The sequence below is a fragment of the Paenibacillus sp. FSL R5-0744 genome, from assembly GCF_037972555.1.
GTDB lineage: Bacteria > Bacillota > Bacilli > Paenibacillales > Paenibacillaceae > Paenibacillus_AQ.
Genome location: NZ_CP150228.1, coordinates 1455092 through 1481567, shown reverse-complemented (window position 1 = coordinate 1481567; position 26476 = coordinate 1455092). Strand labels below are relative to the sequence as shown.

Annotated in this window: 21 protein-coding genes and 1 other annotated feature; of the genes, 3 read left to right on the top strand and 18 right to left on the bottom strand. The window is 42.6% G+C overall.

All coding sequences use genetic code 11. The annotated features are described in order from the left end of the window. Window positions 1-36 precede the first annotated feature (36 nt). The 9 genes from MKY19_RS06570 to ilvB form a co-directional block, all read right to left on the bottom strand. Window positions 37-1770, bottom strand: coding sequence for an extracellular solute-binding protein (locus MKY19_RS06570; RefSeq protein WP_149645115.1), 1734 nt, complete (start codon window positions 1768-1770; stop codon window positions 37-39). Window positions 1771-1895: 125 nt separating this feature from the next. Beyond that, the gene (locus tag MKY19_RS06565) at window positions 1896-3236 is read right to left on the bottom strand and encodes a helix-turn-helix domain-containing protein (protein WP_339801359.1); all 1341 of its coding nucleotides are present in this window, start codon (window positions 3234-3236) and stop codon (window positions 1896-1898) included. 2 nt (window positions 3237-3238) lie between these two features. Next, window positions 3239-4978: a histidine kinase gene (locus MKY19_RS06560; RefSeq protein ID WP_339269433.1), complete on the bottom strand. Its 1740-nt coding sequence runs from the start codon at window positions 4976-4978 to the stop codon at window positions 3239-3241. Between the two features lie 130 nt (window positions 4979-5108). Further along, a complete protein-coding gene (locus MKY19_RS06555; protein ID WP_042125099.1) occupies window positions 5109-5951 on the bottom strand; it encodes an MBL fold metallo-hydrolase in 843 nt (280 codons plus the stop codon). Between the two features lie 286 nt (window positions 5952-6237). Then, a complete protein-coding gene (locus tag MKY19_RS06550) occupies window positions 6238-10068 on the bottom strand; it encodes a collagen binding domain-containing protein (RefSeq protein WP_339801354.1) in 3831 nt (1276 codons plus the stop codon). A 346-nt stretch (window positions 10069-10414) separates the two neighbouring features. Next, a complete protein-coding gene (locus MKY19_RS06545; protein ID WP_339801351.1) occupies window positions 10415-11956 on the bottom strand; it encodes a 2-isopropylmalate synthase in 1542 nt (513 codons plus the stop codon). A 102-nt stretch (window positions 11957-12058) separates the two neighbouring features. Then, window positions 12059-13051, bottom strand: a complete 993-nt coding sequence (gene ilvC / locus MKY19_RS06540; RefSeq protein WP_036679485.1) for a ketol-acid reductoisomerase — start codon at window positions 13049-13051, stop codon at window positions 12059-12061. Window positions 13052-13230: 179 nt separating this feature from the next. After that, window positions 13231-13719 (bottom strand): acetolactate synthase small subunit, encoded by a 489-nt coding sequence (gene ilvN / locus MKY19_RS06535; protein ID WP_170880323.1) that lies wholly within the window; start codon window positions 13717-13719, stop codon window positions 13231-13233. Continuing rightward, the gene (gene ilvB, locus MKY19_RS06530; RefSeq protein WP_339269428.1) at window positions 13716-15458 is read right to left on the bottom strand and encodes a biosynthetic-type acetolactate synthase large subunit; all 1743 of its coding nucleotides are present in this window, start codon (window positions 15456-15458) and stop codon (window positions 13716-13718) included. The genes ilvN and ilvB overlap by 4 nt, the downstream gene beginning before the upstream one ends. A 590-nt stretch (window positions 15459-16048) precedes the next feature. Here ilvB and MKY19_RS06525 point away from each other — a divergent pair. Beyond that, a complete protein-coding gene (locus tag MKY19_RS06525) occupies window positions 16049-16495 on the top strand; it encodes a GNAT family N-acetyltransferase (RefSeq protein ID WP_339801347.1) in 447 nt (148 codons plus the stop codon). Between the two features lie 22 nt (window positions 16496-16517). Here MKY19_RS06525 and MKY19_RS06520 read toward each other — a convergent pair whose 3' ends face one another. From MKY19_RS06520 to MKY19_RS06500, 5 genes are all read right to left on the bottom strand, one after another. After that, window positions 16518-16871: a hypothetical protein gene (locus tag MKY19_RS06520; RefSeq protein WP_042125087.1), complete on the bottom strand. Its 354-nt coding sequence runs from the start codon at window positions 16869-16871 to the stop codon at window positions 16518-16520. A 200-nt stretch (window positions 16872-17071) separates the two neighbouring features. Then, complete coding sequence (locus MKY19_RS06515; protein WP_042125085.1) at window positions 17072-18028, bottom strand: ABC transporter permease; 957 nt, start codon at window positions 18026-18028, stop codon at window positions 17072-17074. Beyond that, entirely contained in the window at window positions 18029-19102 is a 1074-nt protein-coding gene (locus MKY19_RS06510) for an ABC transporter permease (protein ID WP_042125082.1), read from the bottom strand. It abuts the gene before it with no gap. Further along, window positions 19095-20633: an ABC transporter ATP-binding protein gene (locus MKY19_RS06505; RefSeq protein WP_042125080.1), complete on the bottom strand. Its 1539-nt coding sequence runs from the start codon at window positions 20631-20633 to the stop codon at window positions 19095-19097. The genes MKY19_RS06510 and MKY19_RS06505 overlap by 8 nt, the downstream gene beginning before the upstream one ends. Window positions 20634-20812: 179 nt before the next feature. Beyond that, window positions 20813-21868: a BMP family ABC transporter substrate-binding protein gene (locus tag MKY19_RS06500; protein WP_042185713.1), complete on the bottom strand. Its 1056-nt coding sequence runs from the start codon at window positions 21866-21868 to the stop codon at window positions 20813-20815. Between the two features lie 307 nt (window positions 21869-22175). Here MKY19_RS06500 and MKY19_RS06495 point away from each other — a divergent pair, with 307 nt between their 5' ends. Continuing rightward, complete coding sequence (locus MKY19_RS06495; RefSeq protein WP_042185711.1) at window positions 22176-22718, top strand: acyl-CoA thioesterase; 543 nt, start codon at window positions 22176-22178, stop codon at window positions 22716-22718. Window positions 22719-22857: 139 nt separating this feature from the next. Here the strand turns inward: MKY19_RS06495 and rplT are convergent, their stop codons facing one another. The 4 genes from rplT to MKY19_RS06475 form a co-directional block, all read right to left on the bottom strand. After that, a complete protein-coding gene (rplT, locus tag MKY19_RS06490) occupies window positions 22858-23217 on the bottom strand; it encodes a 50S ribosomal protein L20 (RefSeq protein ID WP_042125073.1) in 360 nt (119 codons plus the stop codon). A 31-nt stretch (window positions 23218-23248) separates the two neighbouring features. Continuing rightward, complete coding sequence (gene rpmI / locus MKY19_RS06485; protein ID WP_036679507.1) at window positions 23249-23449, bottom strand: 50S ribosomal protein L35; 201 nt, start codon at window positions 23447-23449, stop codon at window positions 23249-23251. 60 nt (window positions 23450-23509) lie between these two features. Then, window positions 23510-24007 carry a translation initiation factor IF-3 gene (gene infC / locus MKY19_RS06480; RefSeq protein WP_036679510.1) on the bottom strand — a complete coding sequence of 166 codons (498 nt, stop codon included), beginning with the start codon at window positions 24005-24007 and terminating at the stop codon, window positions 23510-23512. Window positions 24008-24063: 56 nt separating this feature from the next. Beyond that, window positions 24064-24208 (bottom strand) — a sequence feature (ribosomal protein L20 leader region). A gap of 78 nt (window positions 24209-24286) precedes the next feature. Beyond that, a complete protein-coding gene (locus MKY19_RS06475) occupies window positions 24287-25525 on the bottom strand; it encodes a glycosyltransferase family 2 protein (RefSeq protein ID WP_042185708.1) in 1239 nt (412 codons plus the stop codon). Between the two features lie 404 nt (window positions 25526-25929). On the opposite strand from MKY19_RS06475, the gene MKY19_RS06470 reads away from it, so the two are divergent. Then, the gene (locus tag MKY19_RS06470) at window positions 25930-26457 is read left to right on the top strand and encodes a phosphatase PAP2 family protein (RefSeq protein WP_042185706.1); all 528 of its coding nucleotides are present in this window, start codon (window positions 25930-25932) and stop codon (window positions 26455-26457) included. Window positions 26458-26476: the final 19 nt, after the last annotated feature.

The window sequence follows — 26476 nt, the reverse complement described above, 5'->3', positions numbered from 1 at the left end:
CCCGACTCACTTCACCCGCTTTCTTATCCCTATGATTTATTTCGTAGCTTCCGTGCTATACCATTCATTGACCTCATCGATAATTTCATTACCGCCAAGTGCCTTCCAGCTATCCACGAATTTATCGAAATCATCAAGAGAACCACCCATGATAATCTTGGTAAAGGACTCTTGCATCAACTTATCCAGCTGACCGCCCTTTTCCACTACTGTTGGTGTAGGAAGACCGTAAAACTCGTTGTATACAAATTGTTGATTTTCTTTAATTTGTCGTGTTAAGCCCCAGCCACCGTCTTTTGCAGCCCGGCTATAATATTGACCCCAGTTTACACCTTTGGTAGCGTTAGATGTGTCGCCTGCCAGGAAATCCTTAGTCGCTTTGAAAGTATCCGCAACGGTCTTATAATTTGCATCGTCTATTGTAATTTCAGTCTGATTAGCATCGAGCGCTTTGTTTACTTCCCTGTAAATCGTATCAATATCAACAGGGTTGGCAATCCGTGGGTTAAACCAGTTGTATACATAGCCATCTGCCGCTTTGTTCTTATCCTTGTATTTTTTATTACCAACTTCGATGTAGAAATTGAGCATCTTAATCGCAGCTTCTGGGTTCTTCATCTTTTTGTTCACAACGAAAATTTTGTTGCTGCGGATTTTTGGAACGAGTGATTTAGCTGGACCATCAATCCCCGGAAGCTGAATTGCAATCCAATCCGCCTTTGGATCTTTGTCTACGCTGGAGTTAAGCGGCCAGTTCGGATACCACCACTCTCCGTAGGAAATACCCACTTTACCTGCAGTCAGATCTTCTACAGCCTTATTCTCATCCTTTAGTGCAAACTCTTTATCAATAATTCCATCTTTATACCATGCTTGTAGCTTACCAAGTGCAGTCTTCACTTCAGGCTGAATCAATCCCGGTAACAATTTGTCATCGCCGCCTTTAATCCAAGCCGATTGTTTATCACCAACGGAAGGATAAGCACCGAATCCATTAAAGAAACCTCTGACATCAAATCCCCAAAAGAAGAGATTCTTTTGCATGGCGATACCATAGGTGTCATTCTTACCATTCTGATCTGGATCATTATGTGTGAATGCTTGTGCAACTTTCTCAAGCTCATCGATCGTCTTCGGTGCCTGTAAACCTAGATTATTAAGCCAATCTTGACGAATCCATAGCAGCTGCGTGGATAAGAAGGGATCTTCAAATGCAGGAATACCTAATTGCTTACCATCCGCACTGAACGTTTTCATCGCGAATCCACCATCTGAGTCCATATAAGCCTTAAGAGCTGGTGACGCATATTGTGCATAAGCATCTGTCAGATCAGCAAGCATATCTTGCTTTTTAAGTTTCTCATAGTTCTTCTGATCAACTTCTATCACATCGGGTAGATCCCCCGATGCCATGGCAAGCGAGAACTTCTGCTCAAACTGGGCAGAGGGAACGGTCCATTTGTATTTCACTTCAATATTCATCATCTCTTTGAGATCTTTCAGGTAGGCATTTTGTTCCGGTGTTATTCCGCTTGGAGTTCTTGGATCTTCTGGTGGATTATATCCTAGTATTTCTGTAACAGTGACCGTTTCCGGGTATTTCCCTAGTGGATCAGGTGCTGTGGCGCTGTCTGTCGCACTATTCGTAGTCTCTTCCTTAGGCGTAGATGGTGCATTCGCATTTCCATTCCCTTGACTTCCACATGCTGACAATAATGAAAGAATCATCGTTACTGACAAAATCATTTTCCATGGTCTCATTTTTTTCATCTGAACGCTTCCCCCCTTTGTTTGCTGCAATTCTTGTTGTTAATCAGTGTTCCTAGTTATTATTTTAGTCACAGAGGAAACCGCTTTCAATTTCACTTTTTTTACATCACTTTCACTTTATTTACTTATTTTGAGTTTCGATAATCCTGTGGAGATAAACCCATTTTGCGTTTGAAGAATGTTGTAAAGTAGGATGGTGATTCAAAACCGACCCGGATGGCGATTTCATTTAATTTCAGAGTTGTATTCTTCATCAGCTGCAGAGCAACATGCAGCTTCGTCGACTGGATATACTCTAATAAATTTTGTCCTGTCGTCTGTTTATAATAACGAGATAAATAGGACGGATTAAGATGCACCTCTGCAGCAATTGAGGTAAGCGATAAATCTCCAGATAAGTTCTCCTGCACAAACTGGTGAATTTGTTCGATGATTAGCGTCTTGAAATCTTCCTGCTCGATTCCTCCAGCTTTGTGCATCGTATCCTCAAGTTGACTTAGTTTCTCAAGGTCTAAGATAAGCATGTGCTGACCTAATAAAGCTCTCTTAAGAATCATAGTGCGCACGGCTTCAACTTGAAGATGGATTGATTCCCAATGGTTAAGTAAATCCCCCGATATTCCGAATGAAACGCAGACACTTAGCAGCTCATCACACTCATTCTGTACAGGCTCTAATATCCCTCTCATATAAGCAACGATTCCAGGCCAATTCACCCCTTGATCTGGATAGCCACTACGAAAGCGATTCAGCAACCCTTCATCTGGTTGAAGCAGCCATATGATTACACGATCATCATAAACCACTTCTTCACATGCAATAGATGCAGGCAGGTGATCATGGAAAATACGCTGAACAGACGGAGGCATTTTAAATTTAGGATCATCTAGTCGATCCAAGATACCAACAAGAAAGAACGAAGGACGATCTAATGCAATGCCGAACTCTACATCCTTGTAACGTACATTATTGAGTATAGAAGTAATAGACTCCCCGCTCAGCACCCGCTCCATCAGCTCTCTCTTTAGGAAGGAACTAGCGATTTGATAGTGCATTTGTGCCTTCTCCAATTGAAGTCTACGACGGTTCTCCTCGTCTAGCTTGTCGATTGCTGCCTTCACAGCTTGGAAAATAGGTTCAATTCCTTCCGTTTTCAGAATGTAATTGTCCACATTCTTACGAATCGCTTCGTATACATAATCAAATTCACTGTATCCTGTAAGGAAAATCACTCGGCATAATGGCCAATAATAGACGATTTCGTCCACGAGCTGGAGACCATTCTTCTGAGGCATACGAATATCGCTAACCAAAATATCCAATTTCGTTTTCTTAGCAATTTCAAGAGCTTCGCTTGAGGAGTAAGCTTTTCGTATATCCAGTTCAAATTCTGAGTTATCCTGAAACAGTTGGACTAATCCATTCACAATCACAGGCTCGTCATCTACGATTAGTAATCTATACATAATCACACTTCCTTACTCTCATATTTAACTATCAGTTCTACCCTCAATCCTCCATATTTGCTGCGTGAGACAAACAAGCCACTATCTGGTCCGTACTTCAATTGGAGTCTATTATTAACGTTGATTAATCCCGTCTTCTCAACTTGTTTCAGACCCATCGCAAGTTTCTTCTGCAAGTACTCTATTTCCTCATCTTTTAAAAGATTGCCGTTATCTTCAATTGTGATAATTACTATTCCCTCTTCGCATTCCGCACCAATATAGACAACCCCGTGTCGGGAGTCGTCTTCGAAAGCATGCTCGAACACATTCTCAACAATCGGCTGAATAATCAGCCTCGGTACTAAAATCGCATTCGCCAAAACGGGTATTTCTTCATATTCGAAAGAAATACGATTCGAGAAGCGAATACACTGAATTTCACAATAATCAAGCGCATGCTGATACTCCTTAAAGAAAGGCACCTCGTCCGATCCACTTCTTGTGATGTATTGGTAGTAGCTCCCTAGCTTTTGTGAGAGCTCAGCCGCACTATCGGAATCTCCTACTTTACACATCATGTAAATATTAAAGAAGCTGTTATAGAGAAAATGCGGGTTAATCTGTGACTGCAATTGCTTCAACTGCGAATGCTGCAGGGCAATCTTCTGTTCATAATTTTCCTCAATAGAACGCTTAAGTCTAGAAGCCATGCGATTAAAACTATTAAATATATAGTAAAACTCATCTTTGGTCTTTGACTCGATGACTAAATCAAGATTATCCGTTTCTACCATACGGAATGTCTTAACCAATTTAGATAAGGGCCTATGAATCATTAGATTTACCGAATAAGAATAAAGTATCATTACCACAATAGCGATGACGAAAGAGGCATATAGTAGTGTATTAAATTGGCTTAAAGGCCTTGTGATTTCATTCTGATTCACGTACATAATCAAGGATAGATTCAAAGAACTGATAAAGTTATGGGCAATAAAGTAACTTTTACCGTTCACCTTGTTTATTTCTGGGATATCGGAATTAAACTGATCCTGTTTGGTGATGAGTCTAAGGACCTCAGTAGATACTAACTGATCGTCTGTAGTAGATAGAATATTGCCCAGCTCATTACTTCCCAGAAATACCTCCGATTCTTGATATAAGGTTGCGATTTGATTTAGTGCCTCCAATAGCTTACCTTTTGAGATTTCAATATACGACCAAAGCTCCGCATTATCTCCTGTTTCTATAAGGAAAATCGCATCACCGCTCCGATAGAATGAAGGCTTCTGCTTAACGTTAAGTAACGAGGAAATTTTTTCGTACTCCATATTAGGAATAGACGTGATCCCCGTCTTACCAGAGATCGTTTTGCCCAGAGACTTAATATATACCCCGGCGTTAACCACATATTCGCTTGAGGCAATGATCCGATTCAATAGATCTTCAGCATTACCGATTAATTCTACCTCTTCATACTTTTCTAAACTTTCGCCTCGGAAACTAAGCTTCTGTATGTTTTTATCTTCTTGAAATTGTAATTGTTGATTGCGGATGAAATATATCTCTTTATCCAGTTGCTTGGAATAGAACGACGCCCCAGCCAGGGATGAGTCCAAAATCGTATTTTTGGTGAATGACATCCCCTTATAATTCACCCAAATATTCATCGATATGAGCGGAATCAAAAAGACGATAAATACGATGACAACTTTCTGATAGACGAACCATTTTACTTTTCCCGTAGCCAGCAGCTTCATTCTCTACCTCCGTATCTACTCATTTTGAGCCCTTAAAGCTATAAAAAAGACCCGTAAAGTAGTCCTTTCCTCAAGGGAGGATTTTACGGGTAATGACTATTCTTTTAATTATAGATAGACTATCATCACGTCATGCTAAGAAGACTTTCATCCCATCATAGGAAATGATGAAATTCTCCTCTGCTGTATTCTTAACTAAAGTATCATGCAACTCTGCGCTGTAGTGAGAGAAATGAGTCAGAATAAATGATGTACTAGTATCACAACTATTTTGGTCAAGCAAACGTTCTCTTACTATCCGACAACCGGAGATCCCCATATGATAATCATATCTATCCTCTAGCCCATAATTACAATCCAGACTAACAACGTCCAGGTGCTTATCACGTAGATAATTGAAGGTTTCATCACTGAATATACCACTATCATTGCCGTATAAGAATCTTGTGTTATTCTGCTCAAGTAGATAGATAAAGCTATGTTCATCCGGCTTGTGATGGGCTGGCAATGCGGTTACTGTCACTTCTCCAAGAGTGAAGGGCATGAAAGGCTGTATGATATGAAACTCGTAAAAAGGATCTTCAATCGTATCGGTTCCATAATCATAGCGAAGAGCTGATTTCATCGTTTCTTCTACCGTTTCATTTCCGTAAATATGCAGTTTTTTTCCACTCTCCTGCAGCTGACAATACCAATGTTCATGCCTCATCATGAGCTCTGCTGCTGCAAAATGATCCGTATGCGAATGCGTAACAATCAAATGATTAACTTTCCCCAAATCCAATTTGTAACGAAGCTTATTCATATACATGTCAGGTGAGAAATCCAGCAGCAAATCAGAGTTAATAAGCGCTCCTGTACGAGCGCGAATATTCTTGCCACCAAGCTCCATCGCCATAGAGCAACGTTCACATTGACAAAATAAAGCTGGATAACCCTCGCTTGCTCCAGTTCCTAAATACATAAATTCCATGGTATCATCTCCCAGCGCATTTTATGATAGCGCTTACTAATTAGTAAAAAAAAGATATATGCTAAATAGTGTCGCTGGCGCTACATTACGAATAATGAGTGAAAATCCCATTTTCGTCAAGGTTCACTTCGTTGGAAGTTGGGTAGTAAGTGAAGAAGGTTATGAAACGAGTAGCCATAGACCAAAAAAAAGCAAGGCTCCTCCAATAACAGGAGGAGCCTTGCTCCGTTGACTTTTATCGTATGGGTGTTGAGTGCCGGGACAGCACCCTTATTATTACGATATATTAATTACTTCGTTTAAATCTTCGAGCTAACACAAATCCCACAAGAACTAGACCTCCACCTACTAAGTAAATAGGAAGTGCACTGTCTTCTCCCGTTTTCGGAAGCTCTGTTGGTTTATTGCTGTTATCCCCTGGTTCTTTCACAGTACCTGTCGGTACTTCCTCGACATCAATCTCGATCTCAATCTCTTCTTCATTTCCATTCTCATCCGTCACAATGATCGTGAACTTGTCTTTGCCAATGAAGCCTGGATCTGGTGTATAAATCCACTTGCCATCCTTAGTAATTGTCACCTTACCATGATCTGGCTTTTCACCGACACTCGGCACGCCCCCAAGTGGTATTTCACCTTCAAGAGGAACTTCCTCATCTGTAGTCAGTTTCTCTACAGGTGGCGTCACCTTCGGAACAATAGGCGTACTAGTTGGCACCGACGTAATAGTTGGTGTTACTGTTGGTGTTACTGTTGGTGTCGCCACCACAGGTGTTGCGGATGGAGTAGCCGTAACGATTAATCCCGGTATTGACGTCGGGGTCGACACAGGGAAAATTGGATTGTCTGGCGTCGACGTAGGTGTTACTGTCGACACAGGTGTTTCCGTCGGCGTTGTTGTCGGTGTTGCTGTCGGCGTCGGTGTTGCTGTCGGCGTTGCTGTCGGCGTTGGCGTTGCTGTCGGCGTCGGTGTTGCTGTCGGCGTCGATGTTGCTGTCGGCGTCGGTGTTGCTGTCGGCGTCGGTGTTGCTGTCGGCGTCGGTGTTGCTGTCGGCGTCGGTGTTGCTGTCGGCGTCGGTGTTGCTGTCGGCGTCGGTGTTGCTGTCGGCGTCGGTGTTGCTGTCGGCGTTGGGAGTTTATTGGTAATCGTTACCTTAAATCCTGCCGTTGTACTAATATCCACTTCAAGTGGTGTTGGATTAAGAACATACCCAGCTGGTGCTTTTTTTTCAATCAATACATATTTGCCACCTGGTAGCTTGGTAAATTCAAGTACCCCATCTGCACCCGTGGTCCCTTCCTTAATCCAGACCTTGTCCTTATCAATGACACGATAGAGATCAAATACAGCTCCACTTAGCAGCTTTTTATTATCAGTATCATCTACCTTCGTGATCGTTAATGGACCTCTTACACCACTCCCTGTGCCGGAACCGCTAGAGAGCTTAACAGTAATTTCATTGCTAGATTCATGTGGAACGACCTTGATGTTTTTACCATCGAATTTAACCTTATTAGTAACTTTATCATTGTGATTTGCTGTGATCAAAGAGTCATATTTCAAAATGTACGCCTCTGAGATATCTTTTAGGAAACTAAGCTTAAAGCTTTCCTTTCCGTCGATATCTGTAGTAATCTCCAGCTTATAGTCCGTATCTCTAATCAGTTCTTGAGTAGTCTCTTTTACAGTCCCATCACTTGAAACTGTCGTTTTATAGACATGGAATGTATTGGACAAGAGGATTTGATTGTCACTCGGAATATCCGTAATTACAGCCTCTTTTACAAAAGATTGGTTACGGTTGATATTAATTGTCCAATTAATCTTATTACCATTCTGGGAACCAGTTTTATTAACGTATTCCCCACCTTGAGGGACATTAACAGAAGCTTTCAGCTCTGCGGACTCTTTTGTATTCCCGTCATAGAGAATAGCTGTATTGGTAATATTGTTTGAATCAATCGCTTGGTCAGCAAACGTAGTTTTGAAAGTAACATAGAACGCATAATTAATAGCTTTGCTAAATGTTACCTTAAGTTCAGTAGCAGTAAGCGTCACTTCATAATCTTTGGGATCCACATCAGCTCCTGGAGATGGATTTCCGTTTGCACCATACTCCCATTTGTATACTTTTACAGAAGCCTTATTGACAACTATGCCAGCCGGAATGGTATCAATTAGTTCAGCATTATTTAACGTTTTCTGATTATAATTAGCGCCAACGTTCCAGGTAATTTCCTTCGTTACAGCATTGTAAGAACCACTCTTTTTACCATTATTCTTCACTTCAGCTCTTGGATCGAAGGTTGTGGTAACTTCTTTGCTCTTCGGCTTGCCATTCTCTTTCCATGTGAGTGCAGCTGTATTGGAGAATTTATCTTTCTTAGGAGCCAGCCAATCATAATTAAAGCTTGTTGTATAAGTAATTGTGTATGGTTCGGATATTGGAGCTTTAAAAGTAATTACAAAACCATCATTTACAGTAACTGGATCATTAATATTGTAAGTAACGTCATAAACGGTTGCAGCTCCACCATTTGTCGGCTTAACCTTCAATGTGCTTTTAATAAGCTTCAGTCCAGCATTGCCGAAAGTATCCTTTACCACCAGATCATCCATAGTTACACTATCGTCGTTGATTTGAATGGTCCAATCAACTGTTTTATTCGCATAATTCACATTGCTATAGGTTTTATGAAGAATGTGCTGCTTAATATCATTTGTAGCCGGTTTAGTCTCTCCGTTATAAGTCACTTTGTTCGTAATCGTAGTATCATCATATACTCTGCCATTAGCCTTGGTCTGATACTCAATTCGATACGCTGAATGGATATCATTGTTGAATTTCAGGTCAAAACCATTTAACCCCGTTGCCGTCGTTGGAGTTACCGTATATTCGCTAGACGCAAGTTCTACAGCCCCCTTAATTCCATTTCCATTACCGTCGATAGTAACAGGATAGACTTTAACAGAGGTAGGAATTAGATCTTGTGTATTGTTAAATAAATCATTCAATACAGCATTTGCAGCTAAAATTGTTTTTTCATTGTAATTGAAATTTACAGCCCAAGAAATCGTCTGAGTTGCTTCATCGTATTTTGTTTTTTCTTTAGACAGCGGTTTACCGCGCCCTACTGTAACCGTAGCATCATCTTTCTTAGAAATTCCGTCACCCGTTAATACAGCCTCATTGTTAAATGTTGTTGCATCTACACCAGTACCGGTAATATCTGTAGAAAATCCGATTCGGTAAGCCTTAGTAATTGGCTTGTCAGTGAATTTCAGGTTAAGCTCACCTGAAGAAGAACCCGACACATCATACTTGCTGCTATTCACCAAACTACCAGTACTCGCAGTCCCATCAACATTCACATTAAGCTCATAAACAGCAATAGATACCGTATTTAGTGACAATCCCGCAGGAAGCTTATCCGTAACCACCGCATTGTTAATACTGTCTAGTGACTTGTTCACATCAACGGTCCATGCGATGCTAGTTGGATTATAATACTGCGGCTTAGGCACCCCATTTTTTTCTATCAAAGAACTGACCTTGGGCTTGAGATTAAGTTCAATCGTCTGGGTACCACCCTGTATTGGAAATGTCAGCGTCTGATTCGTGGAGCCTGTAATTTTTTTAGAGCTCAAAAGCGATCTTACTGTAAAGGTCCCCCCCACTTGAAAGTGGGATTCAATATACTCGTTAAATGTAAATACAACTTTGTTTGTATTTTTGTCGACTGTATAAGTTCCAATAGGCTCATCATCAAAAATGAGATTACCATTCAGGTCGTTATAAAGTTCAAACTGTGTAGGAAGATCAAACGTAAAGGTTGACCCATCCTTATAACCATGCCCATCGGGAAGTGCCCATGTATAGTTCAATTCCGTATTGGAATCAAGCTCATATACACTTCCAGTCACCGTACTGGTGTATTTGTCATCGGTGTATACAGCTAGCGTTACATTAGTAATGAGATCTTCACTAATTACAGTATTATTGCCATTTCCACTCGCATATGCTGGCGTATTGAACCCGAAGCCAAAGCTATAAGCCCACTGCGTCACAAGTAATAATACTATGAGCCATGCGCTTATTTTCTTTTTTGATAACATTATTAAAATGCCTCCTTTTCAATTCGTTTATTGTGCTTTCTCAAGTTCTATACTTTGGATCTTGTACTCTTATGCTCTTATGCTCTTATACTCTTATACTCTGCAGTGACCTCCTTGATTTTTTCTCCTTCTACTAATCGCCATGCTTACATCTATTGTAAATAATGCATCTATACATAATCTGAACAGAGTCCTGTACAAGTCTTTTCCATACTTTTTCTTCCAAATAAAAAAACAGGGATATGCGATGTAAAGTCGCATATCCCTGTCGTATCTCATGCATTCTCTTCTAGATCTTAATAGTAAGCGTAATACTACTTAAAAAATAAAAAATACAATGTACATTTTATATACTTGCGTGGTCACGTTTGGTGTAAGTTTTACGCTTCTCTAGAAGCTTGTTAAGCGCATCAACATAAGCACGGGCACTCGCTTCCAGAATATCGGTGCTAAGTCCACGACCCTGTGCAGCAACTTCACCCTGCGACAGTACTACATGAACCTCGCCCTGTGCATCTTTACCACGGGAGACGGATTTAATGGAATAGTCCCCAAGGGTAACTTCCTCACCCGTGGCTTTATCAATAGCATTGTAGATGGCATCTACAGAACCATTGCCTTCTGCCTCTGCTACAATAGGCTCCGCTTCCGGACCATCGATAATCACCTTAGCAGTTGGAACAGCTTTATTACCGTAAGTAACGTAAATCGTCTGAAGTCTGAATACTTCTGGCGTATCAATTAGTTTCTCTTCAATTAATGCCAAAATATCTTCATCCGACACTTCTTTTTTCTTATCCGCCAAGTCTTTAAACCTTGAAAAAGCTGTATTAAGCTCTTCTTCAGATAAATCATACCCTAGATCACTTAACTTATCGCGGAAAGCATGGCGTCCAGAGTGCTTACCAAGTACCAGTTTGCTCTCTTTAAGTCCAATGGTCTCCGGTGTCATGATCTCATAAGTGGTTTTCTCTTTCAGCATTCCGTCCTGGTGAATACCCGATTCATGAGCAAATGCATTAGCTCCTACAATCGCCTTATTCCCTGGGACTACCATACCTGTCAACTTGCTGACCAAGCGACTTGTGCGAGAAATCTCGGACAAAGTTAAGGAAGTTTTTGCGCCAAAGAATTCAGCGCGTGTCTCCAGCGCCAATGCCACTTCTTCAATCGCTGTGTTCCCGGCACGTTCACCGATACCGTTGATCGTTCCTTCGATCTGATCTGCACCATTCTGAATCGCGGCTAACGTATTGGCCGTAGCCATGCCAAGGTCGTTATGACAATGAGCACTAAGCTGTACGCGTTCAATATCAGGCACATTCTCTTTTAGATATTTAAAGATAGCTCCGTACTCAGAAGGATTCAAATAACCTACAGTATCCGGGATATTAACAACATTAGCCCCTTCCCGGATAGCCATGCCGACCATTTCAGCCATGAAATCATACTCCGTACGGCCCGCGTCTTCTAATGAAAACTCGAGCTTAGGGAAATATTTCTTAGCGTATCGGATAGCAGACTGTGCAGTTTCCAACACCTGAGCCTTATCCATCCGCAGCTTATGCTGCCGGTGAATAGGAGATGTAGCTAGAAAAATATGAATACAAGGGTCCTGCGCTCCCTGTAGTGCTTCTTTTACAGCATCAATATCTGTCTCTCTAGAACGAGAAAGGCCGATTACCGTGACGTTCTTCACAGCTCTTGCCACCGCATTAACAGAAGCTAGATCACCTGGAGAAGCTGCAGGAAAACCCGCTTCCATGCGATCAATTCCCAGCTTCTCTAACTGGTAAGCGATCTCCACTTTCTCACGCGTGTTGAGGTTCACACCTGGTGACTGCTCTCCATCTCGCAGTGTCGTATCGAACACATAAATTTTCCGCATGCTAAGCACCTCCCAAAAATTGTGCTAAAACTCTCAAATGCGGCTCGCAAAGTCACGGCCGCATTTGAAGGTAATACTATTTAATCATAAGTATGATTATGATTATTTCTTAATCCAGTGCATCATTTCACGCAATTGGCTACCTACAACTTCTACTGGGTGAGCAGCTTCGTTGCGGCGAGTAGCGGTAAGGAAAGCACGTCCGGATTGGTTCTCAAGGATAAAGTCACGAGCGAATTTACCTTCTTGAATATCTGTCAGAACAGCTTTCATTGCTTTTTTAGTATCTTCAGTTACAATGCGTGGTCCAGTTACATAGTCACCGTATTCCGCAGTGTTACTGATGGAATCGCGCATGCTGGACAATCCGCCTTCGTATACCATGTCAACGATCAGTTTCAATTCGTGCAGACATTCGAAGTAAGCCATTTCAGGAGCATAGCCTGCTTCTGTCAAAGTTTCGAATCCAGCTTTGATCAGTGCGGATACACCACCACAAAGTACTGCTTGTTCGCCGAACAAGTCGGTTTCGGTTTCTTCGCGGAAAGAAGTTTCGATAACTCCTGCACGTGTACAACCAATACCTTTTGCATAAGCAAGACCGATTTCTTTCGCTTTACCTGTTGCATCTTGTTCGATTGCAATCAAGCCAGGAACGCCGAAGCCTTCAACATAAGTACGACGAACCATGTGACCTGGAGATTTTGGTGCTACGAGCAGCACGTCCGCATCTTTAGGAGCAACGATTTGTCCAAAGTGTACGTTAAAGCCGTGGGAGAACATCAAAGCTGCGCCTTTTTTGAGGTTTGGTTCCACTTCATTTTTATATACGGATGCTTGAGTTTCATCTGGCATTAAGATTTGCACAACATCTGCACGGGATACTGCTTCAGCTACTGGCAATACTTCAAAACCGTCATTTTTCGCAGTTTCAAAAGATTTACCTTCACGAAGACCGATGACAACTTGAAGACCACTGTCACGTAGGTTTTGTGCTTGGGCATGTCCTTGGCTACCGTACCCGATTACCGCAATTGTCTTTCCTTTTAATACACTAAGTTCTGCATCCTGTTCATAGTACGTTGTAACTGCCATTGTCAATATCCTCCTTTAATTTGAGACCCATCATAAAGAGCGGGTGCTTCAAGAGAACTGGATTCGTCGATTAGATCAAGCTGCTCCTCAAGCTCCCGCTCTTTAGCGGGAATGTCATTCATATCATATCAGATTAATGCAATCAAGCAGTAATCCGTTAAAGTCGCAAAATAAACTATTTAAGAGTTGCCACGTACCATAGCCGTAACACCTGTGCGAGACAGCTCTCTGATTCCATAAGGCTTCAAGAGCTCGATCATCGCGTCAATCTTCTGTGTCTCCCCAACTACCTGCACCAGTATAGTGGTGCTGCCGATATCGACAACTGAAGCACGGAAAGTCTCAACTACACCCAAAATTTCCGGACGCTCACTTGGATCAGCATTCACTTTAATCAGAGCCAGCTCGCGTGCAACCATTGGCTTAGCTCCAAGATCAACAACTTTGATAACATCAATTAGCTTATAGAGCTGCTTCTCAATTTGTTCAAGGGTATGCTGGTCGCCAAGAGTAACGATAACCATCCGGGATAATCCAACCTCTTCGGACTGGCCGACTGTAATACTCTCAATATTAAATCCACGGCGACCGAACAAGCCTGACACCCGTTGAAGCACACCTGGCTGGTCATTTACGAGTACAGAAATCGTATGTCTTGTCACTGTTATTCATCCCCCATCAGCATATGATCGATGGTTGAACCTTGAGTTACCATCGGGTAGACATTCTCGTCTTTTGGAACAACGAATTCTACCAATACTGGACCCTGTGTTTCCAGAGCTTTCTGCCATGCATCACGTGCTTCTTCCTTATTCGTCGCCCGTAGACCTTTTACACCATAGGCCTCAGCCAGCTTAACGAAATCCGGACTACCTGCAAGGTCTGTATAGCTATAACGTTTGTCATAGATAAGATTCTGCCATTGGCGAACCATTCCAAGCACTTGATTATTAATAACAACGATTTTGACAGGTATATTGTTAATCGCACAAATCGCCAGCTCTTGGGAACACATTTGCATACCGCCATCCCCGTTAATCGATACTACCAACCGTTCAGGATGTGCCATTTGCGCACCGATAGCTGATGGGAATCCGAAGCCCATCGTTCCAAGACCACCTGAAGTAATCCATGAACGCGGATGATTGAACTTGTAATATTGTGCTGCCCACATTTGATGCTGGCCAACGTCCGTAGTAACAATCGCTTCACCATTAGTGGTGTCATTAATCATTTCAATAACCCATTGTGGTTTAAGCTCTGTCTCCGAATCTTTATACCGAAGTGGCTGATCAAGCTTCGACTGCGCGATATGCGTTCTCCAAGCATCAGCCTTAGATGCACGGCCAACCTCAGGAATCAGCATTTCCAGTACAGTTTTTACATCTCCAACGATCGGAATATCAGGCGATACATTTTTTCCGATTTCTGCAGGATCGATATCGATATGCACGATCTTGGCTTTTGGCGCGAAGCCGTCCAGCCTACCCGTAACACGGTCATCGAAGCGGGCACCGATATTAATGAGCAAATCACATTGCTGAATCGCATTGTTTGCGGTATATGTGCCATGCATACCTGGCATTCCCATCCAAAGCTCTTCAGCACTTGGGAAGGCTCCAAGTCCCAGCAAGGTTGTAGTTATTGGAATCTCTGTCCGTTTCACGAATTCGAACATAGCCTCATGTGCTCCAGAGTAGATAACTCCACCACCTGCAATGATAATCGGACGTTCAGCAACCTCAATCGCACGAACCAGTTTATCAAGCTGCAGTTTGTTTGGAACTGTACAAGGGTTGTAGCCACGAAGATTTACGGTCTTCACTGGTGTGAACAACGTCTTTGCTGCCGACACATCTTTCGGTATATCGATCAACACTGGACCTTTACGACCGGTATTCGCCACATGGAAAGCTTCATGTATTACGCGAGGGAGATCCTCAACATCTCTTACAAAGTAGCTGTGTTTAGTGATTGGCATCGTGATTCCGGTAATGTCTGCTTCCTGGAAAGCATCTGTACCGATCAGGCTTGAGAAAACGTTACCTGTGATTACGACCAATGGAGTGGAGTCCATATATGCTGTAGCAATACCTGTTACAAGGTTTGTTGCGCCAGGACCCGAGGTTGCGATACACACCCCTGGTTTGCCACTTGCTCTAGCATAACCGTCAGCTGCATGAATCGCTCCTTGCTCATGACGTGTTAACACGTGATTGAAATCCGTAAAGCCGTACAATGCATCATAAATGTACAATACAGCTCCACCTGGATATCCGAATACTGTGTCTACACCCTCCAATACAAGGCTGCGGAGTAGTATTTCCGAACCGGTAATAACTTCCGGCTCCATCCATTTTTCTTTTAGCTGCTCTGTAGACCGTAATTCCGGTATTTGCGCGCTCATCAGTATTCCTCCTCCGATATTTAACATTCATTATGCAAATGACGGACCGTCCTCTATACATCAGCAAATAGTTATTTATAAAACAAAAAAACCTTCCGCCTCCCACGCACAGTATTAGCGCGTGAGGGACGAAAGGTTGATCTTCCGTGGTACCACCCATGTTTGCATTACATCTCGCGATGCAACGCCTTATCAGGTATACAAAAATCCATCGATGTAGGCAAGGGCCCTAATCTCTGTAACCTGAAGTCCGTAACGCGGACTAAACGATTCCCCCTAATAATTCCACCACTCTAGCCAGTGGACCTTTCAGGGAAACAGCTCCGAGGTGAGCTCGTATATAAGGGATTTCGGTGGAGGTTGCAGCAAATCCTCACACTCTCTGAGCAAAAGAGCCCTTAAAACTTCGTCCTCATCATTGCCGATACATGTATGTTCGTTAAAATGTTTAGACACATTATATGATTCCTATCACGGATAGTCAATACCCTTATTTTTAAAATCGTCACAACTCCTGCTTCTACCCTCTCGGAACGCCTGCCCCTCTCCCAACATATGATGTACGACAATGCGTGGAAAGGGGACGCTCTATGATTCGTTATCGTCGACCGAAGCAGGATGACGTTGTTATTTTTGATTTAATCGAGCGACAGCTCGTTCCATTATCTCATCTGCCGCAAACTGAAATCACTAAAATCAAAAAGGATTTACCCCGTCGTCTAGGACACGGAATCACACTTGTCACCTGTCCCGACTATGAAAGCGATCCAAACGGGTTTGTCCATTTCTTGCTGCATGGTGATTTACTCTACATCGATATGCTAGCCATTGCACCAGATGCTCGGCGAAAACACTTGGGAAATATGCTTATGGATCGGGCAGAAAGATTTGCACTTTCTCGCGGTTGTCATCGTTCTAAGGTATCTGTCGATCTAGGGAATGCATCAGCGCTAGCCTTTTATCGAAAATTGGGCTACAGCGTAGCCCGTTATCAATCGCTAAGTTTTTGTTACGAGCTTGAGAAACGATTCTCCTAGCCAAAGCAGCACTTATCGGAACTCAAAAGAATCCAAAAGGTGAATATGGTGTGCCTCCGTACCCATAACCTCCATAAGGAGTTCCATATCCGTAACCGCCACCATAAGGTGTAGCTCCACCATAGCCTCCTCCATAGCCACCGCCATAACCTCCACCATAAGCATAAGGGGCAGTACCAATGGCAAGCAAATCAAACAACACTAATGGAATGATTGCTTTAGTTTGTACTTTTTTACCACTTACACGTTGCAAAATAAGACGATTTCCTGATACACGAAGGAGCTTTCCTGTAACCTGTGTGCCATCTTTTTTCACAGCGATGATCTGTTTACCTATGAGCCTCATAACCTGCTTTTTCGTAACTGGCTTAGTCATAATATCCCCTCCAAAAAGTTTTGCATGCCTCTGATTCCCACCATCTTCAAAACAGTTTATTCGCACAAAAGTACCTTCGCCTGTACACTTGCCCTTACCTCTTAATGTTTATCCATACCGATCCTAACAAAAAAAGCCGTATCTCCGGAAAAGTCCGGAAATACGGCTTGATAATGATATAAGCAAAAAATCGAAAAGATCTAGCGTTTACCAGGATCGTAAGGCTGACCTAATGCCTTAGGAGCAGCGGAACGACCTACAGCACCCACCAATACAATGATCGTTAATACGTAAGGAATCATAAAGATAAACTCTTGTGGAATGTCCTTTGACCATTCAAACAATTGTACGTAGTTACGGATCGCTTGTGAGAATCCGAAGAACACAGCAGCGCCAAAGGCACCAAGCGGATTCCACTTACCAAAGATCATCGCTGCAATAGCGATAAAACCTTGACCTGAAATCGTATTATGTCCAAAGGTTCCGGTTGTAGTTAGAGTGATTGTAGCACCACCGATACCAGCCAGCAATCCACTCAGCATTACGCCGATATATCTCATCCGCTTCACCTTGACCCCTAAGGTGTCTGCAGCACTAGGATGTTCACCTACTGCGCGTAAACGCAGTCCAAATGGCGTTTTAAACAAAACGAAATAAATAACAATAACCAGCACAATGGCCAGATAAGTGGTCGGATAGGAATTAAATATCCCTTCACCGATCACTGGGATTTTGGAGAGTCCAGGAATTGAAACCTTGTTAAACCCATCGATTAGTGGAGTTTCAGCAGATCCATCAAACAGCAGCTTTACCATGTAGAGCGTACTGCCTGCGGCTAAAAAGTTAATAACCGTACCACTGATCGTCTGATCCGATTTAAAGGTAATAGCTGCAACTGCATGAATTAGTGAACCAATTACCCCGACGGCCATAGCACATAGTACGCCAATCCAAGGAGCCCATTCACCCATCCCAGCATCTTGAGCATAATAACCGCCCACTGCTGCGGCAAAAGCACCAAACATCATCAAACCTTCAAGTCCAATATTTACGACACCAGAGCGTTCAGAGAAGATGCCACCAAGTGAGGCAAAAATAAGCGCTGTGGAAAAAACAAGCGTTGTATTAAGCAGTTGACCTAACGTCTGCAGATCCATCTATAACACCTTCTCTTTCTTGCGCTTGAAGTAAAAGGGCTTAAGCACCCAGCGCACAATCCCTTGTGCCGCAATAAAGAATATGATTGAACCTATAACGATACGAATAAGCTCTGGAGGAACATCTGCAGCAAAACTCATTCCTGCAGAACCATAAGTCAACGTACCATAGAGAATCGCAGCAAGAACAACACCAAGTGGATGTGTTAAACCAAGTAGAGCCACTGCGATACCATCAAAACCATATCCTGGTGATGCCGCGAACACAGATTGATAATGGAATACACCCAGTACCTCCCCTGCTCCGGCCAACCCTGCAAATACTCCACTTATGAACATTGCTTTTACAACGTTACGGCCAACATTCATACCTGCGTACTCGGCAGCATGAGGATTGTAACCAACAGCACGCATTTCATATCCTTGCTTAGTCTTCCATAAGTAGACATAGAAGAATACTGCTGCGGCAAGGGCAATAGCTGTTCCCCAGTGCAGACGTGCATTGTCAAATAAAGAATTCAAGAACGTCATAGAAAGTGAAGCTGGAATATCCTCGGAACGATTCTGTCCCGGAAGTAAAAGAAATGCTCTTACAATATAATTCGACAAGTACAGAGCAACCCAGTTTAACATGATCGTGGTAATAACTTCATTAATCCCACGTTTGGCCTTCAAGTAGCCAGCGATACCAGCCCACAGACCTCCACATAACCCTGCTATAATAACAGCAAGCGGAACCAATATGAATCCTGGCAAGGCTGCAAATTTAATGCCCACCACGGTTGCAGCTGTCATACCAATCATCACTTGTCCGTCTGCCCCGATATTAAACATCCCTGAACGGAATGCAAAGGCTACGGCTAAACCAGTGAGCATTAATGGCGTCATTTCGCGCACGGCTTCACCAAAGTTGTACAAGTTACCAAATACACGTGAGAACAGTGCGGAGTAAGCAGTTATCGGATCATAACCACCCATAAGCATAACTATTGCTCCCACAAGAAAACCAAGTACGATGGCGACAAGAGGAACGATATAGCTGTCAGTTGTGAAGATTTTTTTGAACTTATTCAACTGCCTTACCTCCCCGCTTCAAGCTGCCTGCCATCATAAGACCCAGTTCCTGGTCATTCGTATCCTGCGGGAACACTTCACCGACAATTTTGCCTTCATAGATTACAGCAATTCTGTCTGATACATTCATAATCTCGTCCAATTCAAACGAAATGAGCAATACAGCTTTTCCTTGGTCACGCTGTGCGATAAGCTGCTTTTGAACAAACTCGATAGCCCCAACATCTAGACCGCGTGTTGGTTGTGCTGCAATAAGTAATGTCGGATCTTTATCTATTTCCCGAGCAATAATCGCTTTCTGTTGATTTCCGCCGGATAGAGAACGTGCTTTGGTCTGAATTGAAGGTGTACGCACATCAAATTGCTCCACAAGACCTTCAGCATATTTATCAATGACATCATTTTGCATAAAGCCATTTTTGTTATATGGACTCTTATAGTAAGTTTCCAGAACCATGTTCTCACTTACTGAGAAATCAAGCACCAAACCATGCTTATGACGGTCCTCTGGAATATGAGACACATTCATCTCCGTAATCTTACGCGGGGATAAATTAGCTATTTCGTTCCCGGACACCTGAATAGAACCAGAATCAATTTTACGCAGACCTGTAATGGCCTGAATCAGTTCACTCTGTCCATTGCCATCTACACCAGCTATTCCGAGAATTTCTCCGGCTTTCACATCAAAGCTAAGACCGTCCAGCACCGAGACACCGTCTTTACTCTTGCTGTTCACATCCTTTAGCTCGAGTACAGTTTTGCCAACCTCAGGAGCCTTCTTATCTACCTTGAAGGTTACGCCACGTCCAACCATCTTCTCAGCTAGTTCATTCGGATTAGTCTCTGCGGTATTTACGGTATCGATTACTTTTCCGCGTCTAATAATGGTGACCCGATCAGATATTTGCATAATTTCTTTAAGCTTATGCGTAATCAGGATAATAGATTTTCCCTCTGCAACAAGCCGCTTCATAATCGCCATCAATTCCGTAATTTCTTGAGGCGTAAGTACTGCAGTCGGCTCATCAAATATGAGAATATCCGCTCCGCGGTACAGGGTCTTCATAATTTCTACCCTTTGCTGCATACCTACAGAAATGTCATGAATAACGGCATTTGGATTCACTTGCAGGCCATATTGCTCCGATAGCTTCCGAACCTGTTCCGCAGCGGATTTATAGTCAATTTTAAGACCTTTCTTCGGCTCCATCCCAAGAACAATATTCTCGGTAACCGTAAAAGGTTCCACGAGCTTGAAATGCTGATGCACCATACCAATACCAAGCTCAATCGCTTTATTGGGATTATCAATTATAACCGGTTTCCCGTCGATTTCAATACTACCTTCGTCCGGTTGATACAATCCAAACACGATATTCATTAGGGTTGATTTACCTGCACCATTCTCACCGAGCAATGCAAGAATCTCACCCTTTTTTAAGGTCAAGCTAATGGAATCGTTAGCAACAATACCAGGAAATCGTTTTGTGATTTGCTTCAACTCTACGACAGGAGCCGCAGCACTCATGGAATCACCCTCATCACAGAATATATAACTACCATGCAGACACGGATGTACCGCCCTTTTCAAGACGGTATAACTGTGTCCAACTTATCATAACCAGTGCTTTAACAAGGAATAAGGCCAGCACATAACCGGCCTTATTCTTTGTTGCTTATTGTAATCCGACAAATAAAAGGGAGATCTTACTCGGTAGGAACTGTAATTGTTCCATCAATGATTTGTTTTTTGTAATCTTCAACTTTAGCCAAGATCTCTTCAGAAACGTTAACTTTAGATGTATCAGAGATACCTACACCATTGTCTTTCAAACCAAGAACAGTTGTAGTACCACCTTTGAAAGTACCATCGATTACTTCTTTGGAAACCTTCTTCACAGCTTCGTCAACGCGTTTGATCATGGAAGTCAAAGTTACGTCCGTACCAAATTCAATGGATTGGTCTTTGTCTACACCGATAACCCAAACTTTTGCACCGCCAGCTTTGTTACGGGATTTAGCTTCGTTAAATACGCCATTTCCTGTTGCACCAGCAGCAGGGAAGATGATGTCATTACCATCGTTATATAATGTAGCGGCAAGAGATTTACCAGTATCTGGTTTGTCATATGCACCTGCATAAGTAATTGTAACTTTAGCGTCAGGCTTAACTGCTAATACACCAGCTTTAAAGCCTACTTCAAAACGTTTGATTACTGGGCTTTCCATACCGCCGATAAAAGCTACCTTGTTAGTTTTTGTAGTCAAACCAGCAACCACACCAACCAAGAAGGAACCTTCGTTCTCAGAGAAAGTAACGGATGCTACGTTAGGAGCATCTACAACGCTATCAATAATTGCCAAGTTAGCATTTGCGTTCTCACCAGCAACCTTTTTAATTGCGTCGCCAAGATCAAAACCAATACCCCAAGTCAAGTTGTAGCCATCTTTAACGAATTGGTTAAGGTTTGGCTCATAGTCAGCGTTTGATTTACTTTGCAAATATTTAACGGAAGAACCTGTTTCTTTTTCAAGAGCTTGTAATGCTTCCCATGCGGATTGGTTAAACGATTTATCGTTTACGCCTCCGATGTCAGTAACCATACCAAATTTGAAATCAGATTTTGCGGCATTTGTTCCGCCATTTGTTCCTGCATTAGTCTCGCCATTTGCAGCATTCTTAGCGTTGTTGTTTCCGCAACCGGCCAATACTACTGTGAATGCCAGCAACATTACAAGAGATAGCTTGAAAACTTTTTTCATTGAATGTGATCCCCCTTAAAATATTGGATGTCATCTGTGTTCTACTTGGACATTCCATAGATCAAATTATAACTGCAATAAAATCTAAAATCCAGTCCATAAATGACCTCAGGTCAATAAATATTTGTACTTTTTCGTAAGTAACCGCTTTCCATGACACGACATGTTATCATCATGTTTGAATGATGTTAGAAAACCTTATTTTACTTTGTATAGTATTCCAACACATTACAAATATTATTGCACACTTATGTGTTTTCTATTATTATGATTGCTTAGTATTTGCACTGAAAGGAAGTTATCAGATATGACCGATGAAAAAAATCCACAAACGATGCCGGCTTTTAAATATTGCCGTGAATCCCGTGTCTTCAAAACCGGACGCGTTTTCCCTAATGATGTTAATAATCACAAAACATTGTTTGGCGGTAAGCTTATGAGCGGCATTGATGAAGTAGCCTCCATCTCAGCTATGCGCCATTGCCGTGCTAATGTCGTTACAGCCTCTACAGACTCTGTTGACTTCTTGAGGCCCATCCGACCTACAGACTCCGTATGCTTCGAATCCTTCGTTTCTTGGACCGGACGTACAAGCATAGAGGTATTCGTAAAGATCATTTCAGAAAACTTATATACGGGTGAGCGCGCCGTCGCTGCCACTTCATTCCTTACCTTTGTTGCAGTTGGAGAGGATGGTACTCCCACTCCAGTTCCTGCCATAATCCCAGAAACCGATGAAGAGAAATTGATCAGCGAATCAGCTAATGAACGTTCTGAGCTACGTAAAGTAAGAAGAACCATCAGTAAAAAGCTCGCTGCCGAGCTCAATACTGTAAAGTACTGGGAATAACTCTGCATTAAGCAGAGTTTTTTTCTCGTTTTTTTACGGCAGAGAAATCTTTCTCTCATTCTATATACTTCATACCACACAAAAAAGCACCGCTGCATGGGCAACACGCAGGCGGTGCTTTTCGATTATATTACAACACTTACGCGTTGATTTTCTCTTTGGCAATACCAGCCAAGGAGTTGAATGCGTTAAGATCATTTACAGCCAGATCAGCCAGCATCTTACGGTTAACTTCTACACCAGCCAATTTCAGGCCGTATACAAGCTTGCTGTAAGAAAGACCGTTCAAACGAGCTGCTGCATTAATACGAACGATCCACAGTCTGCGGAAGTTACGTTTAGTTTGACGACGGTCGCGGTAAGCGTAAACCATCGATTTCATTACTTGTTCTTTAGCTGTTTTAAAAATGCGGTGTTTAGAACCGAAATAACCTTTTGCCAATTTCAATACTTTTTTATGTCTACGACGAACTACAAATCCGCCCTTAACTCTTGCCATATTAATAAACCTCCCAAAAATGTGTGATAAACTATTTCAAGTTAGCCAATCCTTGTTTCAAACGTCTTACATCCCCAGGGGCCATTACTGGATTACCGTTCAGAACGCGCTTAGCGCGTTTAGATTTGTGGGACAGCAAGTGGTTTTTGTGAGCTTTGTAACGTGTTACTTTACCAGTTCCGGTAATTTTGAAGCGGCCTTTCAGGCTGCTATGTGTTTTCATCTTAGGCATGGTGTTTCCTCCTTGAATATTATGCGGCGCCAAATTGCATGTAAGCAAGTGACTCCAGATTTATTGGGCTTTAGGAGCCAAGATCATAATCATGCTGCGACCTTCCAGCTTAGGCTGGCGCTCAACAACAGATATATCAGCCACTTCGTTCTTAACACGCTCGAGGATTTTCTGGCCGATATTCGCATGTGTAATCTCACGTCCGCGGAAACGAACGGAGCACTTTACTTTATCGCCTTCACCCAAGAACTTGATCACATTGCGGAACTTGGTTTGATAATCATGTTCCTCAATGTTAGCACGGAACCAGACTTCCTTGATATCAACGACCTTCTGGTTCTTACGGGCTTCCTTCTCTTTCTTCTGCGTTTCATAACGGAACTTGCCGTAATCCATGATGCGGCATACCGGCGGCTTAGCCTGTGGTGCTACATTGACTAAATCTAGATTAAGATCGATCGCCATTTGCAACGCTTCGCGGATCGGTTTAATTCCGATTTGTTCACCTTCCGCACCAACCAACCGTACCTCTTTGGCCCGAATTTCATCATTGATCATATGTTCCTTACTGATAACTCTCCACCTCCGGATCTTTTTAACAACTATACTGCCTTACTCCATAAAAAAGGGGTGCCGGTAACACCCGACACCCCGTGTTTGATCAACGTTCATGAACATTAACATTCATAAAGCATTGAGATCAAAACCAGCCGGCGAATATGCCAGTCAGGTGAGAAGCAGGTGCTTCTTCTTGCAATCCCTATGATTTGCGTACTTGAATACTATACACCACTCCAAACGGAGTGTCAATTCTTTTATTCAATATTCTTAAATATCTTATACCTGCTTGCTTTGCACTTCTTCAAGTCTTACGACACGCGTATGCTTGGTATGGCTCCATTGCTTGTTGTTCTGCGTAAAGAACGCATAGAACGTAATTGGATACCAAGAGATCAGGTAAATTGGGAAGAACACCAGATAAGCGTACACCTTCTTGAATTTAACCTTCTCCAAAGCCATCGCAATCCCAAAGGTCACCAGATTCAAACCGATCGCAAGGAAACCGAGCCAGACTGGCAAGCTGCCGTAAATATTAGCAATATTCGGTCCGTTAAAGAGGGCCATATCCACCCACATTACCGCCGTCATCAAGAAGGTGAGCAAAACAATGTACACATTTGCTCCGTAAAGCGCAAGGTCAAACTTCGTTAAGCTACGTTCTTTAATACTTTGCCAAAGTAATGGAAAAAAATAACGACGAGCTACAGTAAAGTGTCCTTGCATCCAGCGCAGACGCTGTCTTGAAGAGGCCTTGAAAGTTAGAGGCTTCTCATCAAATACCTTTGCGTCATAGTTGAACTTAGGATATACACCATGAGATGCACTGCGCATCGTAAACTCCAGATCCTCAACCAAGCTTGTAGCTCCCCAGCCCATCTCTTTAAGGAGATTGGTCTCGAAACACATTCCTGTTCCGCCAAGGAAGTTCGCCATATTCAAATTATGGCGTGAAAGTTGCCACAAACGGTTAATATACCAATACGACACACCATACGCTGCAGTAATCCAGGAATCTTCTGGATTCTTGGTGTCAATATAACCTTGAATAACACGTGCTCCTGAACAAAGATCATTATTCATCTCCATTAGGAATTCAGTATGTGCCAGATTATCGGCATCAAACATTACAACTGCGTCATATTGACGCTGCATGCCCCAAAGCTCCTTGAGCATCCATTCAATGGCATAACCTTTACCACGTAGATTCGGGTTAGTACGGACACAAGCGTTCATTCCGTGCTCTCTAACGATGCGAGCTGTGCCATCTGTACAATTGTCACAAATTACAAATACGTCAAACAGCTCTGAAGGATAGTTAAGCTGCTTCAGGTTCTCCATTAACGCGCCGACGACTTCTTCCTCGTTATGTGCAGCAACAAGTACTGCAAATGTTTTTTCTGGCTTATACTTTGTCTTTGTCTTTTTCTTGTGCAGACCAAATAACGAAAAGGTAAACTGATATACTGCGATTGCTGCCAAGATCACTTGGAGCGTAACAAACAGTGCGTCTGTCATGACCTTTTGATGCCCCCTTTTTTTCACTCTCGGTGTTCTTTTTTTTCTCTCTAGCTTGCTTGACGTTCCTTCTGACCCTTTTGTTGCATCCCTTAACAATAGACCAAGAGTATTCTTATTCTAGGCAGACTTCACAATTTTTATATGTGTTGTTTAAAAGAATTGTATGGATTCCATTTATTTGGATCCTTATTTATCTCTTACCCTTTTAAACATGTTTAGTCCGCTTGAATCATTGTACGGCGTTAGCGGCTCTAAGTCAAAACTAGCAAATTTCTAGCAAAACTGAGCTTTTCCTTGAAATGGACTACCTTTAAAAAGTATGATTAAGACAGATCTAATGCTAAAGAACGGACTGCTCATAAGCACCTGTTATCGGTAGCCGACTGGCGGAGGGACAAGATATGAGACATTTATTCATGAAGCTACATCTCTGGGAGCGGCACCTTTTTAAGTGGATCAACGGTCGAATGCATAATCGTTTTCTGAACTTTTGGCTCTTCTATCTCACTCATTTGGGTGGAGCTACAAGCACAATTGTTATCAACATACTGATATGGGCATTTGCTCCTCAGCCATGGAGAACCGCTAGCCTGCAAGCAATGACGGCTCTAGCTGTTAGCCATTTGCCCGTTGCTGTCGCTAAAAAACTGTATCCACGCATGCGGCCTTATCTGGCGTTACCGGATACGAACACATTTCGTAATCCATTAAAGGATCATTCCTTTCCTTCTGGTCATACTACAGCTATCTTTGCTTCAACGGTCCCATATATGGTAGCATTTCCTGCCTTGACCGTTATTCTGCTGCCGCTGGCCTGTATTGTCGGGTTTTCACGCATTTATCTGGGATTACATTATCCATCTGATGTCTTTGCAGGCTTAGTGATCGGAACCAGTGTTGCAGCGGGCACTATAGCCTTATGGATCTGAAGTATATATGGTTAAACCG

Bases quoted from the DNA above. Each gene is read 5' to 3' on its own strand.
- MKY19_RS06570 (WP_149645115.1), bottom strand. From the start codon at position 1,770: ATGAAAAAAATGAGACCATGGAAAATGATTTTGTCAGTAACGATGATT.
- MKY19_RS06565 (WP_339801359.1), bottom strand. From the start codon at position 3,236: ATGTATAGATTACTAATCGTAGATGACGAGCCTGTGATTGTGAATGGA.
- MKY19_RS06560 (WP_339269433.1), bottom strand. From the start codon at position 4,978: ATGAAGCTGCTGGCTACGGGAAAAGTAAAATGGTTCGTCTATCAGAAA.
- MKY19_RS06555 (WP_042125099.1), bottom strand. From the start codon at position 5,951: ATGGAATTTATGTATTTAGGAACTGGAGCAAGCGAGGGTTATCCAGCT.
- MKY19_RS06550 (WP_339801354.1), bottom strand. From the start codon at position 10,068: ATGTTATCAAAAAAGAAAATAAGCGCATGGCTCATAGTATTATTACTT.
- MKY19_RS06545 (WP_339801351.1), bottom strand. From the start codon at position 11,956: ATGCGGAAAATTTATGTGTTCGATACGACACTGCGAGATGGAGAGCAG.
- ilvC (WP_036679485.1), bottom strand. From the start codon at position 13,051: ATGGCAGTTACAACGTACTATGAACAGGATGCAGAACTTAGTGTATTA.
- ilvB (WP_339269428.1), bottom strand. From the start codon at position 15,458: ATGAGCGCGCAAATACCGGAATTACGGTCTACAGAGCAGCTAAAAGAA.
- MKY19_RS06525 (WP_339801347.1), top strand. From the start codon at position 16,049: ATGATTCGTTATCGTCGACCGAAGCAGGATGACGTTGTTATTTTTGAT.
- MKY19_RS06520 (WP_042125087.1), bottom strand. From the start codon at position 16,871: ATGACTAAGCCAGTTACGAAAAAGCAGGTTATGAGGCTCATAGGTAAA.
- MKY19_RS06515 (WP_042125085.1), bottom strand. From the start codon at position 18,028: ATGGATCTGCAGACGTTAGGTCAACTGCTTAATACAACGCTTGTTTTT.
- MKY19_RS06505 (WP_042125080.1), bottom strand. From the start codon at position 20,633: ATGAGTGCTGCGGCTCCTGTCGTAGAGTTGAAGCAAATCACAAAACGA.
- MKY19_RS06500 (WP_042185713.1), bottom strand. From the start codon at position 21,868: ATGAAAAAAGTTTTCAAGCTATCTCTTGTAATGTTGCTGGCATTCACA.
- MKY19_RS06495 (WP_042185711.1), top strand. From the start codon at position 22,176: ATGACCGATGAAAAAAATCCACAAACGATGCCGGCTTTTAAATATTGC.
- rplT (WP_042125073.1), bottom strand. From the start codon at position 23,217: ATGGCAAGAGTTAAGGGCGGATTTGTAGTTCGTCGTAGACATAAAAAA.
- rpmI (WP_036679507.1), bottom strand. From the start codon at position 23,449: ATGCCTAAGATGAAAACACATAGCAGCCTGAAAGGCCGCTTCAAAATT.
- infC (WP_036679510.1), bottom strand. From the start codon at position 24,007: ATGATCAATGATGAAATTCGGGCCAAAGAGGTACGGTTGGTTGGTGCG.
- MKY19_RS06475 (WP_042185708.1), bottom strand. From the start codon at position 25,525: ATGACAGACGCACTGTTTGTTACGCTCCAAGTGATCTTGGCAGCAATC.
- MKY19_RS06470 (WP_042185706.1), top strand. From the start codon at position 25,930: ATGAGACATTTATTCATGAAGCTACATCTCTGGGAGCGGCACCTTTTT.